This is a genomic window from Cryobacterium sp. TMT4-10, from assembly GCF_004403275.1.
GTDB classification, from domain to species: domain Bacteria; phylum Actinomycetota; class Actinomycetes; order Actinomycetales; family Microbacteriaceae; genus Cryobacterium; species Cryobacterium shii.
In genome coordinates, this window is sequence record NZ_SOGU01000096.1 from 84,287 (window position 1) to 97,912 (window position 13,626).

Consider the following 13,626-nt stretch of genomic DNA (forward strand, 5'->3'; position numbering starts at 1 on the left):
GGCACGTCCGTCGGCGTTCCGGCGGCACGCTCCAGGGCAGCAAGGCGGGCCTCGAAACGCCCCTGGTATCCGGTCTCGTCTGTCAACTGCCATACTTACCGAAGAAATGATCTGTTTCTTCACTCAGCGCAGAGGATGAGACCCGTGGCAACCCCCACCCTCAAAAACTTCATCAATGGCCGGTTCGTCGAACCGAACGGCACCGCACTGCTCGACATCGTCGATCCCACGACCGGCCGGCTCGTCGCCCGGGCCCCCGTTTCCACTCCCGGCGATGTCGACGACGCCATGACGGCCGCGCAGACCGCATTCCGCAGCTGGCGCCGCACGACCCCGTCCGAGCGGCAGCGGGCGCTGCTGCGCCTGGCCGACGCGATCGACGCGAACAGCTACGCCATCGTTGAAGCCCAGCACCGCAACACCGGCCAGCCGCGCGCCACGATCGCGAGCGACGAGGTCGCGGCCGGAGCCGACCAGCTGCGTTTCTTCGCCGGCGCGGCCCGGCTGCTGGAGGGCAAGTCGGCGGGCGAGTACCTGCCGGGCATGACCTCCTGGGTGCGGCGCGAGCCGATCGGGGTCGTCGGCCAGGTCACGCCCTGGAACTTCCCGTTCCTGATGGCCGTCTGGAAGATCGGCCCGGCACTGGCTGCCGGCAACACCCTCGTGCTCAAGCCCAGCGACACCACCCCCGAATCCACCCTCGAACTCGCTCGGATCAGCCAGGGCATCCTGCCCGACGGCGTGATGAACATCGTCCTCGGCGACGGGGGCACGGGTGCGGCCATCGTCGAGCACCCGGTGCCCGGCCTCGTCTCCATCACCGGCAGCGTGCGGGCCGGCATGGCGGTTGCCAGCGGCGCCGCAAAGACCCTCAAGCGGGCCCACCTCGAGTTGGGCGGCAAGGCCCCGGCCATCGTCTTCGCCGACGTGGATGTCGCGAAGACCGCTGCCGAGATCGCCGACTTCTCCTTCTACAACGCCGGCCAGGACTGCACGGCCATCACCCGCGTGCTCGTGCACGAGTCCATTCACGACGAATTCGTCGAGGCCTTCGTCGCCGAGGCCCGCACCCGCAGCACCGGCTCAGCCGACGACGCGGACAACTACTTCGGCCCGCTGAACAACGTCAACCACTTCGGGGACGTCGTACGAAAGGTCGCGGCCCTCCCCGACCACGCCGTCATCGCCACCGGCGGCCACCAGATCGGCACCGACGGTTTCTTCTTCGAGCCGACGGTCGTCACCCACGTGCGGCAGAGCGATGCCATCGTGCAGGAGGAGACGTTCGGTCCGGTGATCACCGTGCAGTCCTTCGGGTCCGAGGAAGACGCGGTCACGCTCGCCAACGACGTGAACTACGCCCTCGCGTCGAGCGTCTGGACCCTCGACCACGGCACCGCCATGCGGGTCTCCCGGGACCTGGATTTCGGGGCGGTGTGGATCAATACGCACATCCTGCTGACCGCGGAGATGCCCCACGGCGGGTTCAAGTACTCCGGCTATGGCAAGGACCTGTCGATGTACGGTGTGGAGGACTACACGCGCATCAAACACGTCATGAGCTCCCTCGAATAGCAGGCCGCACCAGAAGACACCGTCCCAATCACGATCCCGCTCCGACAAGAACAGAGGACTCCCGTTGACCTTTCATCCGTTAGACCCGCTGGCCGCAGCCGAGTTCACCGCCGCCGCCGGCATTCTCGCCCGTGAGCGGGGAGTGGCGGAGGGCTGGCGCTTCGCCTCGATCGAACTGGTCGAACCGGCCAAGAGCGTCATCGCCGAGTTCGCCTCCTCCGGCGTCGCGCCCGAGCGCCTGGCCCGCCTCGTCGTGCTCAACCGCGCCGAGAACACCACCTGGGTGGCCGTCGTGTCGCTCACCACCGACACCCTGCTCGAGTGGGGCAACGTGCCCGGCGTGCAGGCGAACTTCACCGTGGACGAGTGGGACGAAGCGGATGCCGCCCTGCGCGCGCACCCCGACGTGATCACCGCCCTCGCCAAGCGCGGCATCGTCGACCTGGACAATGTCTTCATCGACACCTGGACCTACGGTGACGCCGTCATCCCTGACCAGTACCGCGGGCGTCGGCTGGGCTGGGCTGACATCTGGGTCAGGGCCTCCACCACCGGCAACCCGTACGCCGGGCCGGTGAGCGGCCTGCACTTCGTGATCGATGTGAACACCATGGAGTTGCTCGAGATCGAGGACTCCTTCACGATCCCGCGTCCCGAGGTGATGGGCGAGTACGTGCCGCACCTGATTCCGGAGCGCATCCGGGAGAAGAGCAAGCGACCGCCGATCAAACCGCTCGACATCGTGCAGTCTGACGGACCGAGCTTCTCCCTCGACGGCAACCTCGTCGAGTGGCAGAACTGGTCGCTGCGGGTCGGCTTCAACTACCGCGAGGGCATGACCCTGCACAATGTGGGCTATCGGGACGGCGACCGGCTGCGCCCGATCGCCAACCGGCTGTCGTTCGCCGAGATGGTCGTGCCCTACCGCGACCCCAGCATCGACCACTTCCGCCGCACCGCCTTCGACATCGGCGAATGGGGCCTGGGCTTCATGACCACCTCGCTCGAGCTGGGCTGCGACTGCCTCGGCGAGATCCGCTATCTCGACGCCGTGCTGCACAACAGCAAGGGCGAGCCGTACACGATCCCGAACGCGTTCTGCATCCACGAGGAAGACAACGCGGTCCTCTGGAAGCACGTCGACCACAACGGCAGCGCCGAGGTGAGACGGATGCGCCGCCTCGTCGTGTCCTTCCACGTCACGGTCGCGAACTACGAGTACCTCGTCTACTGGCGCTTCTACCAGGACGGCAACATGGAGTGCGAGGTTCGCGCCACCGGCATCATGGTGGTCACGCACCTCGAGGAGGGGCAGGGCCACCCCAACGGCACCCTCGTCGACAAGCGCACCTACGCGCCGTTCCACCAGCACTTCATCGTGGCCCGGATGGATCTCGACATCGACGGCCCCGAGAACACGGTGTTCCGCACCGAAACCCGGATCGAGCCCATCAACGAGGCCAACCCGCTCGGCCTCGCCCTCACCCAGCAGAACACGCCGGTGGAGACCGAAGGGTTCGACGACTACAACTGGGACACCCAGCGCGCCTGGAAGGTCGTGAACGAGAACTCGATGAACGGCCTGGGCACGCCGGTGTCGTACAAACTCGTCCCCGGCGCGGCCATCCCGTCGTTCTTCGACCCGGCGGCGCCCGCGTTCCAGCGCGCCCAGGTGATCGGGCACACGGTCTGGGTCACCCCGAACGACGAGTCAGAACGCTGGCCGTGCGGCGAGTTCGTGAACCAGAGCGCCGTGGACCACGGGCTGCCCGAATGGATCCAGGCCGAACGCCCCGTGCGTAACACCGACCTCGTGCTCTGGTACGTCTTCGGCATCCACCACATCACCCGGCCCGAAGAGTGGCCGATCATGCCGGCCGACACCGTCTCCTTCTGGCTCAAGCCGGTCGGATTCTTCGACCGCAACCCGTCGCTCGACGTGGAACCGAGTCCCAGCGCGCACTGCGCTCCCGCGGCGGGCGACCACGCCGGGCACGCCGGGCACGCCGACCACGCCCATGAACACTGAGGAGACCAGCGTGACCCGAGTAGCCAACTACGTCGTCGCCTACGAAGCGACCGAACGGGGGAATGACACCGTCGAGCTGGGTGTCGCCCTCGCGCGCCTGACCAGGTCAGAGCTCCGCCTGTGCCTGGTGCTCCCGCACCACGCCTCCACCGTGCCGGCGCGGGTCGGCGCCGCCTCGTCGCCCGATTACCAGGCGCTCCTCGAGGAGCAGGCCCTCGAGTGGCTCGAGCAGGGTCGGGCCCGGGTCCCAGCGGACGTGGTCGCCACCACTCACCTGCTCTATGCCGACTCGACCACGGAAGGCCTGCTCCAGGCGGCCGCCACCTTCGACTCCGACCGCATCGTCGTCGGGGCTTCGCGCCGCGGCCTGATGAACCGGTTCACGATCGGAAGCGTGGCGAACGCGCTGCTGCACTCATCCCCGGTGCCCGTCGCCCTCGCGCCGCGCGGCTACACAGCCCCCGAGCAGCTCACCCGGATCACCTGCGCGATCGGCACCCGGCCGGGCTGGACCCCGCTGCTCGACTCCCTGCTGGCCTTCTCGGAAGGCCTCACGGTCGACCTGCGTTTCGTCACCCTCGTCGAGGTCGACGCCGGCCGCGGCCACCCCGTCGATCACGCCGGGAGCCAGGCCCACCTCGCCAGCGTGCTCGAGTACTTCTCGACCCGCTCGCGCGCCCATGGCGAGATCACCACCGAGGTCGCGTCCGGCCACAGCGTCGAAGCCGCGATCGAGGCCCTCGACTGGCAGAAGACCGAGATCGCCTTCGTCGGCTCCAGCCGGCTGGCTCAGCCCACCACGATCTTCCTCGGCATCACCGCACATCGGATGCTGCACGCACTCCCCGTTCCCCTCATCGTGGTTCCCACCGGCACTGACGCCCGTAAGCCGCACTGACCGAAAGGACAGTCACATGACTACCCACTCCCCCTCCTCCGGCCCAACGCCGGGGGCATCCGACTCCGGCACCGGCGGGATCTCCTCGAAGGGCCTCAGCGCCGGCTCGATCGGTCTGCTCGGGGCCACGGTCATCGGGATCTCGTGCATCGCGCCGGCCTACACCCTCACGGCCTCCCTCGGCCCGACCGTCGCGGCCGTCGGCACCCAGATGCCGGGCATCTTCCTGGTCGGCTTCATCCCGATGCTGCTCGTGGCGCTCGGCTACCGTGAACTCAACAACGCCATGCCGGATGCCGGCACCTCCTTCACCTGGGCCACCCGCGCCTTCGGGCCATGGCTGGGCTGGATGGGCGGCTGGGGACTCATCGTGGCGACCGTGGTCGTCCTATCGAACCTCGCCGGCGTCGCCGTCGACTTCTTCTATCTCATGCTGGCCCAGCTCTTCGGCAACCCCGACCTCGCCGACCTCACCGGCAACGTGCTGATCAACGTGCTCACCTGTCTGGTGTTCATGGTGGCGGCCTGTTACATCTCCTACCGCGGCATGGAGACCACCAAGGCGGTGCAGTACGTGCTCGTGGCCTTCCAGCTGATCGTGCTGGTCTGGTTCAGCGTCGCCGCCCTGGTGCAGGTCGCCGAAGGCAGCGCCTTCGATGCCCTCGCCTTCAGCGCGGACTGGTTCAACCCGTTCCTCGCCCCCTCGTTCACTGCGTTCGCCGCGGGCGTCTCGCTCTCGATCTTCATCTTCTGGGGCTGGGACGTCACCCTCACCATGAACGAGGAGACCAGGAACCCCAAGACCACCCCCGGGCGCGCGGCCACGCTCACCGTGGGCATCATCTTCGCGCTGTACATCCTGATCGCGGTCGCGACCCTGATGTTCTCCGGCGTCGGAACCGGCGCACTGGGTCTCGGCAACGAGGAGATCCAGGGCAATGTGTTCGCCGCCCTCGCCGGGCCGGTGATGGGCCCCTTCGCCATCCTGATGTCGCTGGCGGTGCTGTCGAGTTCAGCCGCGTCCCTGCAGTCCACCTTCGTCGGGCCGGCGCGCACAATGCTGTCGATGGGGCACTACCAGGCCTTCCCCAAGCGGTTCGCGTCGATCAGCCCCCGCTACAAGTCGCCGGGTTTCGCCACCCTGATGGCCGGCATCGTGGCCTGGGGTTTCTACGCCGTGATGCGGGTGCTCAGCACCGACGTGCTCACCGACACGATCCTCACCCTGGGCATGATGATCTGCTTCTACTACGGGGTCACCGCGTTTGCGTGTGTCTGGTACTTCCGTTCCGAGGCCCTCGGCACCATCCGCGCGTTCCTGCTCAAGTTCCTGGCGCCGCTGCTCGGCGGCGTCATCCTGCTCGTCATTTTCGCGACCACGCTGTACGACAGCATGAACCCTGAGTACGGCAGCGGCTCGAACATCGGTGGGGTCGGACTCGTGTTCATCCTCGCAATGGTGCTCTTCATCGGCGGGATCGTGCTCATGCTGATTCAGCGCAGCGTCAACCCGGCCTTCTTCCAGGGCAAGACGCTCACGCAGGGGTCCTCCAAGGAGCACCTGCACATGCAGTAACCGTGATCATGCGCATGGGAGAATGAGGACCGACCACCGGATGGAATCGTCTCCCCTATGCCTTACACCCTGACCTCTCACGAGATCGCACTGCTCGTGGGCAGCCAGGCCTTCTCGCGGGGCGAACGCTATGCCCGCACTGGACATGTCGCCTCCTCGGCCTGGTCCAGTACCGGCACGCAGCTCTTCGGAGAGGTCGAGGGCTCGAGCCCCAGTCCGTACAGCGTGAGCGTGTCGTTCACAGTGGGCGCCTCCGGGGCCGTGCTGAAGGCATCCGGGGTCTGCACCTGCCCGGTGACACGCAACTGCAAGCATGTCGCGGCCCTGCTCGTCGACAGCGGAATCGCCATCGCCGAAGCGGCCCGGGACCTGACCGGACCCGGGAGCCCCCGGTCCGAGCCGCCCACCGGGCCACCCACCGGCCCCGCCGTCCACTCGTCTCCGCCATTGTTTCCGTCGTCGTCCCGTTCGGCGCCCCGTTCGTCGACGCCGACGTGGCGGAGCGCCCTGGCGCCCCTGACCCGGCCGGATGTCCAGCCCGCCGGCACGAGTCTGGGCCTGGCCCTGCAGTTCCAGCTGCTCGCGCCGGAACGCACGTCATTCGCCGACTCGACCCCCGTTCGGCGCCTGGTCGCCCGCCCGATGATCATGGGCAAGAAGGGCAAGTGGATCCGCGGCAGCATCACCTGGGACAACATGACCTACGACCGCGGGGCACTCGATCAGGCGCAGTTGCGCGTGCTCTCGGCCCTGTACGCGCTGCATTCCGCGGGCCGCCCGTACTACGCGGCCGCCAGCCAGTGGATCCGGGTCGACGCCTTCCCCGACCGGTCGTTCTGGGACCTGCTCGAGGAGGCGCGCGCCGCCCGGCTGGCCCTGATCTCCGCCACGGCCGGTCAGGAGCCTGTGCTCGTGTCCGCCGAGGCGGCCGGCCTGCAACTGGACATCCGGCGGTCGCCGGCCGGGCTCACCCTGGCCCCGGCGGTGGTCCTCGGCGACCGCCCGCTGCCGCGCCGCGGGTTCGGCTTCATCGGCGAACCCGCCCACGGCGTCTACAGCTGGGAAGACGTGGCCGGCGTGGCCGAACCGCGGCTCACACTGGCGCCGCTGACCGGCCCGATCGACCGCGAACTCCGCGACCTCGCCATGGCCGACTCGATCGCCATCCCCCCGGCCGACGAGCCCGCCTTCCTGGCCGAGTTCTACCCGTTCCTCCGCAACCGGGTGTCCCTGACCAGCCGGGACGACTCCTTCCAGCCGCCGGAGTCCCCGCAGCCGGTCCTGGCCCTGACCCTCACCCACCAGCCGGATGCCCGGATCACCCTGCACTGGGACTGGCGCTATCCCGGCTACCGGCAGGCCCTTCGGCCCACGCCGAACGACACCCGCTACCGCGACACCGCCGGCGAGGAACGCATCCTTCGCGGCATCCGGGACCCCCTGGTCGAGTTCCCCGGCCTGGTCGGGGAACAGGCCGGCCGGCCCCTCCTGATCGAGCAGGCCACCCTCGCCGGACCTCCGATGATCGAGTTCCTCGACACCGTGATACCCGTCCTGGAGTCGTCGCCGGACGTGGAGGTGAGCGTCTCCGCGGATGCCCCACAGTACCGCCCGGCCGACGCTCCGCCGGTGATCAGCGTCGGCACCTCCGCCCGCGCCGACGACCGCGACTGGTTCGACCTGCAGGTGAGCGTCAGCATCGATGGCGAGGAAATCCCGTTCGACGGCCTGTTCCGGGCGCTGGCCACCGGGCAGCAGCTGATGATCCTCGAGAGCGGCACCTACTTCAGCCTCGACCGGCCCGAACTGCACGCGCTGCGCCGCCTGATCGAGGAGGCCCGAAGCCTGCAGGATGCCGGCGCCGGCGCCGGACCCCTGGGAATCAGCCCGTTCCAGGCCGACCTCTGGGAGGAACTGCAGGCCCTAGGGATCGTGGCCGGACAGGCGGCGGCGTGGCGGGAGACGGTGTCCGGCCTGACCGATGTCGCCCGGATCCCGCCACTGGCCGTGCCGGAGCAGGTTCAGGCCACCCTCCGCGCCTACCAGCAGTCCGGGTTCGAGTGGCTGGGTTTCCTCTACGACCACCAGCTCGGCGGAATCCTGGCCGACGACATGGGGCTCGGCAAGACCCTGCAGACGATCGCCCTGATGGAACGGGTGCGGGAGCAGCCGGGGCCCTCGGCGCCGTTCCTGGTCGTGGCACCCACCAGCGTCGTCTCCAACTGGGCCGCCGAGTGCGCCCGGTTCGCGCCCGGCCTCCGCGTCGAGGCGATCACGGAGACCGCCGGGAAGCGCAGCCGCACCCTGGCCTCCCTGCACGCCGGCGCCGATGTCGTCGTCACCTCGTACACGCTGTTCCGCCTGGATTTCGGCGACTACGACGCCCTGGCCTGGTCGGGGCTCCTCCTCGACGAGGCCCAGTTCGTGAAGAACCACAAGTCCAGGGCCCACCAGTGCGCCCGCCGCCTGACGACCCCGTTCAAGCTCGCGATCACCGGCACCCCGCTGGAGAACAACCTGATGGAGTTCTGGTCGCTGCTCTCGATCACCGCGCCGGGGCTCTTCCCGAGCCCCGGGAGGTTCGTCGACTACTACCAGAAACCGATCGAGAAGGATGCCGACGGTGAGAAGCTCGACCAGCTGCGCCGCCGCATCCGCCCGTTCATGCTGCGCCGCACCAAGGAGCAGGTGGCCGGTGACCTGCCGGCCAAGCAGGAGCAGGTTTTGGAGGTGACCCTGCACCCGAAGCACCGGGTCGTGTACGACACCCACCTGCAGCGGGAACGGCAGAAGGTGCTCGGGCTGATCGACGACCTGAACTCGAACCGGTTCGAGATCTTCCGCTCGCTCACCATGCTGCGCCAGCTCAGCCTGGACGCGAGTCTCTACGACGAGAAGTATGCCGACACCCCGTCGACCAAGCTCGACGTGCTCCTCGAACTGCTGGGCGACATCGTGGCCGGCGGGCACCGCACCCTCATCTTCAGCCAGTTCACCCAGTACCTGGGCAAGGCGCGCACCCGACTGGATGCCGCCGGGATCAGCTACTCCTACCTGGACGGCAAGACCCGCAACCGGGCGAAGGTCATCAGCGACTTCAAGACCGGCGACGACTCGGTCTTCCTGATCAGCCTCAAGGCCGGCGGTTTCGGGCTGAACCTCACCGAGGCCGACTACGCCATCCTGCTCGACCCGTGGTGGAACCCGGCCACGGAGGCCCAGGCGGTCGACCGCATGCACCGCATCGGGCAGACGAAGAACGTCTTCGTCTACCGGCTGGTGTCCAGCGACACGATCGAGGAGAAGGTGATGGCCCTCAAGGCCACGAAGGCCCGCCTGTTCGAGAGCGTGATGACGGATGGGGCGGCCCGCGGCACGGCGCTCACCGCCGCCGACATCCGCGAGCTCCTCGCCTGATCCCCTCACGGCCCCGCGCCGGTAGGCTTTTGAGCAACAGTCACCTGGCTGCAGCCTGATCAACGAGGTGCCCCATTCCTCAGCACACCCCTTCCAGCCCCCGCACCGACCCCACCGTCATCGGCGCCGCCGGGTGGCCGTCCGAGCTGGTCGAGGCTGTGCGCGCCTCGGTCGAGGCGGCCGCGCACGCGGCCCGGCCGTGGGTGGGCCGCGGCGACAAGAACGCCGCGGACCAGGCCGCCGTTTCGGCCATGCGCGCCGTCCTGATGACCGCGCCGTTCACCGGAACCGTCGTCATCGGCGAGGGCGAGAAGGACCAGGCGCCCATGCTCGCCAATGGGGAGCGCCTCGGCTCGGGCCTCGGACCGGAGTGCGACATCGCGGTCGACCCGCTCGACGGCACCACCCTCGCCGCCCTCGGATTGCCGGGAGCGGTCTGCGTGATCGCCCTCGCCCCGCGGGGAACGATGTTCGACCCGGCCGGGGTCTTCTACATGGACAAACTCATCTCCGCCGCCGTCGGGCGCGGCGTGCTCGACCTGAGTGCCCCCGCGACGCAGAACCTGCGTGCCCTGGCGGCCGCTCGCGGCGTACCGGAGTCCGCACTCACCGTCGCCGTGCTCGACAAGCCCCGCCACGTCGAACTCATCCGGGAGCTCGAGTTCGCCGGCGCCCGGGTGATCCGCGCCCGGGAAGGCGACGTCTCCCCGGCCATCGTCGCCGCCACCCCGGGCGGTGAGATCGACCTGGTCATGGGCATCGGCGGCACGCCGGAGGGCGTGATCGCGGCGTGCGCCGTGCGCGCCCTGGGAGGGGTCATGCTGGGACGGCTGGCCCCGCAGAGCGACGCCGAGGAACGCGGAGCACGCGCCACCGGCCTGGATCTCACCCGGATCTTCACCGCCACCGATCTCGTTTCCAGTGCGCGAGTGCTCTTCGCGTCGGCCCCGGTCACCTGAACGGCCTGCCGCCGAGGGACAATGGAGCGGTGAGTTCCACAACTACCTTCGCCCTTATCCGCCATGGCCAGACCGACTGGAATGCCGCGCTCCGCATCCAGGGTCTTTCGGACATCCCGCTCAACGACACCGGACGGGGCCAGGCAGCGGATGCCGTCGGCCACCTGGCCGACTACGAGTGGGACTTCGTCGTCTCCTCGCCCCTCAGCCGCGCGGCCGAGACGGCCGATCTGATCGCCGACGGTCTCGGCCTCACCGTCACCCGTCGCATCGGGCAGATCGTCGAGCGCGACTATGGCCCCGCGGAGGGCCTCGGCGCCGGCCCGGAGCTGGACGCGCTCCGTCTCCCGGGCGGCCCCACCGGCATCGGCGGATTCCATGGCGCCGAGGCGGAAGCGACGGTCGCCGCGCGCGGCGCGGATGCCCTGCTAGCGCTGGCCGAGGAGCACCCCGGTGCCCGCATCATCGTCGTCAGCCACGGCACGCTGATCCGGCTGAGCCTCATGCGCATCCTCGACCGCCCGATCGGCACCATCTCCAACGCGGCCCTCACGGTCGTGGCCCACGACCAGGCCGGCTGGACTCTCGACGTGCTCAACGGCGCCCCCTCCTCCACCGCCCTGGCCCCGGCCCCGTAGCCGCCCGCCCGCCCGCCAGGGCACGGCACCGCCAGCCACCCGGATCCCCAGGCACCCAGCCCTCTAACTTCCCAGACCTCTGGGCCCCGCCTCGTGCCTCGTGCCTCGTGCCTCGACTGTGCCTGTTCCGGTCGAGAGTGGCCGGTGCCACGGGGTCAGTATTCACCAGTCGTTGACAACTCTCGACCGGAATGGGCACTCTCGCCCGATGGTTCGCATGCCGGTAGCCCTCTGCGTGCACCTGGCAGACGGATGTGGAGGCGGAGGCGGAGGCGGAGGCGGAGGCGCGACTCACTATCAGGCTCCCCCACGAGGACATTCTGGTCCCGGTGGTCGTGGTCTTGCGCGCCGAGGCCGGCCGGGCACCGTCCCTCCCCCGTTGTCGTTGTCGTGGCGCAGGTTGTGCGCGCGGGCGCAGGTTCCACCGTGCGCCGGCGCACCGAACCTGCGCCGCGACGGCGCCCCCGCCCGGTGTCAATGGCCAATCCGAACTGCCCACTGGCGGCCAGTAGGAATGCCCGCTGGTGGCCATGAAAACTGCCCACTCATGGCCAACAGATCTGCCCACCTGGGGTTTGGTGGCGTTGGCCATGCGTGGTTGTGCTCGTTCTAACTCATCGCGGTGACGCCCTTCCCGGCGAGGGCCTGGGTGAGGCGGATCGAGTCGCCCGAGGTCTGGCAAACGTGCGCGTGGTGCAGTAGCCGGTCGACGGTCGCGGTCGCGAGGGTCTTGGGCATGAGGGCGTCGAAGCCGGCCGGGTGCAGGTTCGAGGAGACCGCGATGGAGCGTTTCTCGTAGGCGGCATCGACGAGCCGGTAAAGGCCTTCGGCCGCGTCGGCTCCGACTTCGAGCAGCCCGATATCGTCGACCACGATCAAATCGGCGCGAAGGATCCGGGCGACGACACGGTTGACGGAGTCGTCGGAACGGTGGGCGCGGACCAGGGCGCCGAGGTCCTCGAGGCGGAACCACGCGACTCGCATCCCGGCTTCCACGACCTGCTGGCCGAGGGCCTCGAGGAAGAAGGTTTTCCCGGTCCCGGAGGGCCCGCAAACGACGACGTTCTCCTTCCGGCCGATCCATTCCAGCGTCCGGAGGGCGTGCTGCGTTGGGACTGGGATCGAGGATGCGGACTCGTCCCAAGTGTCGAAGGTCTTCCCGGTCGGGAAGCCCGCGGCCTTCCGTCGGGTAGCAAGCATGGACCGGGATCGACCGGTGACTTCCTCGACGAACAGGGCCTTGATGACCTCGACCGGTTCCCAACGTTGAGCGCGCGCCGTCGCGATCAGCTCGGGCGCCAGGGCGCGGGCGTAGGGCATTTTCAGCTGCCGCATCAACGCTTCCAGCTCCGCTGGCAGGGCTGGCGGCGCCGTGGCCGTGACGCTCACGCGCTCTCCTCCAGATCGTCGGCGGAGACGTCGAGCATCGGGGCGATGGGTCGGCCGATGGCCGCCCAGCCCGCGGTGCCCTGCGCGAGCGACTGCCCCTCGTCAGCGCGATGGGTCAGGGTTCGGGAGCTGTTCGAGCCGAGGATCGAGGCGAGGTCGCCGGTCGCGAAGCGGCCATAGGTTGCCGCCTCGCCCAGGGCCTCGTCGACTGCGGTCAGGCCGCTGATCTTGGCCAACGCAACCGCGTCGGCCATCTTCACGTTCATCCGCGTCGTGCCCGCCGCCGCGGCCTCAAGCAACCTGGCCTTGACCCCGGAGGGTGGACACGGGTTAAGCGGCGAGTTGGATCTCTGCGGCTTGTGACGAGTATTGCATCTCGAAGTCCACTGGCGTGACATGCCCGATCGAGGAGTGCCGCCGGCGGCGGTTGTAGCGGTCCTCGATCCACTCCGCGACGCCTTGGATCGCGCGGGCCCGGGTGGGCCAAACCCTGCGGTAATAGAACTCGGTTTTCAGGGTAGCGAAGAAGCTCTCGGCCATCGCGTTGTCCCAGCAGATCCCGGTATATCGCATCGACCGGGTGATGCCGTTCTTGGCGGCGAAGAGAGTGATCTGTTCCGACGCGTACTGGGCGGATTCAACCGGTCGTCGCAACACCGGTGCTTGCGGTCAACAGTAGCTCGTTCATCGCTTCGGCTGGCGTCTTGAATCCGAGTGTCTTACGAGGGCGTTCGTTCAGGGTCTTGGCGACGCCGTCGAGATCGTCCAGGGCGTAGCGGGTGAAGTCGGTGCCTTTGGGGAAGTACTGGCGCAGTAGCCCGTTGGTGTTCTCGTTGCTGGGCCGCTGCCAGGGCGAGTGGGGATCGGCAAAGTAGATCGGCAGCCCGGTCTGGATGCGGAGTCTGGCGTGTTGGGCCATCTCGGCGCCCTGGTCCCAGGTCAATGACTTGCGCAGGGTCTCGGGCAGACCGGTGATGGTTCGGGCGATCGCATCACAGACGGCGTCGGCGCCGTGTCCGGCCGTCGCGGGCCCGTTCTTGACCTGTGCGCCGATCATCTTGTGCTCGTCCATCGGAGACCGGTGCAACAGCATCGTGAACCTCGTGGTGCGTTCGACCAGGGTACCGATCGCGACCCCGCCCAGT

At 68.6% G+C, this 13,626-nt stretch carries 11 protein-coding genes; 7 read left to right on the forward strand and 4 right to left on the reverse strand.

The window, feature by feature from the left end; translation table 11 throughout:
• Window positions 1-135 precede the first annotated feature (135 nt).
• From E3T42_RS14950 to E3T42_RS14980, 7 genes are all read left to right on the forward strand, one after another.
• Complete coding sequence (locus E3T42_RS14950) at window positions 136-1,575, forward strand: gamma-aminobutyraldehyde dehydrogenase (protein WP_134367813.1); 1,440 nt, start codon at window positions 136-138, stop codon at window positions 1,573-1,575.
• Between the two features lie 64 nt (window positions 1,576-1,639).
• Window positions 1,640-3,604, forward strand: coding sequence for a primary-amine oxidase (locus E3T42_RS14955; RefSeq protein ID WP_134403253.1), 1,965 nt, complete (start codon window positions 1,640-1,642; stop codon window positions 3,602-3,604).
• 10 nt (window positions 3,605-3,614) lie between these two features.
• Window positions 3,615-4,502 carry a universal stress protein gene (locus E3T42_RS16830; RefSeq protein WP_166787200.1) on the forward strand — a complete coding sequence of 296 codons (888 nt, stop codon included), beginning with the start codon at window positions 3,615-3,617 and terminating at the stop codon, window positions 4,500-4,502.
• 16 nt (window positions 4,503-4,518) lie between these two features.
• Window positions 4,519-6,078, forward strand: a complete 1,560-nt coding sequence (locus E3T42_RS14965; protein ID WP_134367818.1) for an APC family permease — start codon at window positions 4,519-4,521, stop codon at window positions 6,076-6,078.
• Between the two features lie 57 nt (window positions 6,079-6,135).
• Window positions 6,136-9,495 carry an SNF2-related protein gene (locus tag E3T42_RS14970; protein ID WP_134403254.1) on the forward strand — a complete coding sequence of 1,120 codons (3,360 nt, stop codon included), beginning with the start codon at window positions 6,136-6,138 and terminating at the stop codon, window positions 9,493-9,495.
• 158 nt (window positions 9,496-9,653) lie between these two features.
• The gene (gene glpX, locus E3T42_RS14975; protein ID WP_166805341.1) at window positions 9,654-10,454 is read left to right on the forward strand and encodes a class II fructose-bisphosphatase; all 801 of its coding nucleotides are present in this window, start codon (window positions 9,654-9,656) and stop codon (window positions 10,452-10,454) included.
• Window positions 10,455-10,483: 29 nt separating this feature from the next.
• On the forward strand, window positions 10,484-11,092 hold the full coding sequence (locus E3T42_RS14980; protein WP_134403256.1) for a histidine phosphatase family protein: 609 nt from the start codon (window positions 10,484-10,486) through the stop codon (window positions 11,090-11,092).
• A 609-nt stretch (window positions 11,093-11,701) separates the two neighbouring features.
• Here E3T42_RS14980 and istB read toward each other — a convergent pair.
• From istB to E3T42_RS15000, 4 genes are all read right to left on the reverse strand, one after another.
• Window positions 11,702-12,481 carry an IS21-like element helper ATPase IstB gene (gene istB, locus E3T42_RS14985; RefSeq protein ID WP_277871418.1) on the reverse strand — a complete coding sequence of 260 codons (780 nt, stop codon included), beginning with the start codon at window positions 12,479-12,481 and terminating at the stop codon, window positions 11,702-11,704.
• Window positions 12,478-12,780, reverse strand: a complete 303-nt coding sequence (locus E3T42_RS14990; protein WP_134403257.1) for a hypothetical protein — start codon at window positions 12,778-12,780, stop codon at window positions 12,478-12,480. The genes istB and E3T42_RS14990 overlap by 4 nt, the downstream gene beginning before the upstream one ends.
• A gap of 31 nt (window positions 12,781-12,811) precedes the next feature.
• Entirely contained in the window at window positions 12,812-13,135 is a 324-nt protein-coding gene (locus E3T42_RS14995) for an integrase core domain-containing protein (RefSeq protein ID WP_160141115.1), read from the reverse strand.
• Window positions 13,119-13,626, reverse strand: a 508-nt coding sequence (locus E3T42_RS15000; protein ID WP_134403258.1) for an IS30 family transposase, incomplete at its 5' end; no start/stop codon positions are given. The genes E3T42_RS15000 and E3T42_RS14995, both read right to left, overlap by 17 nt.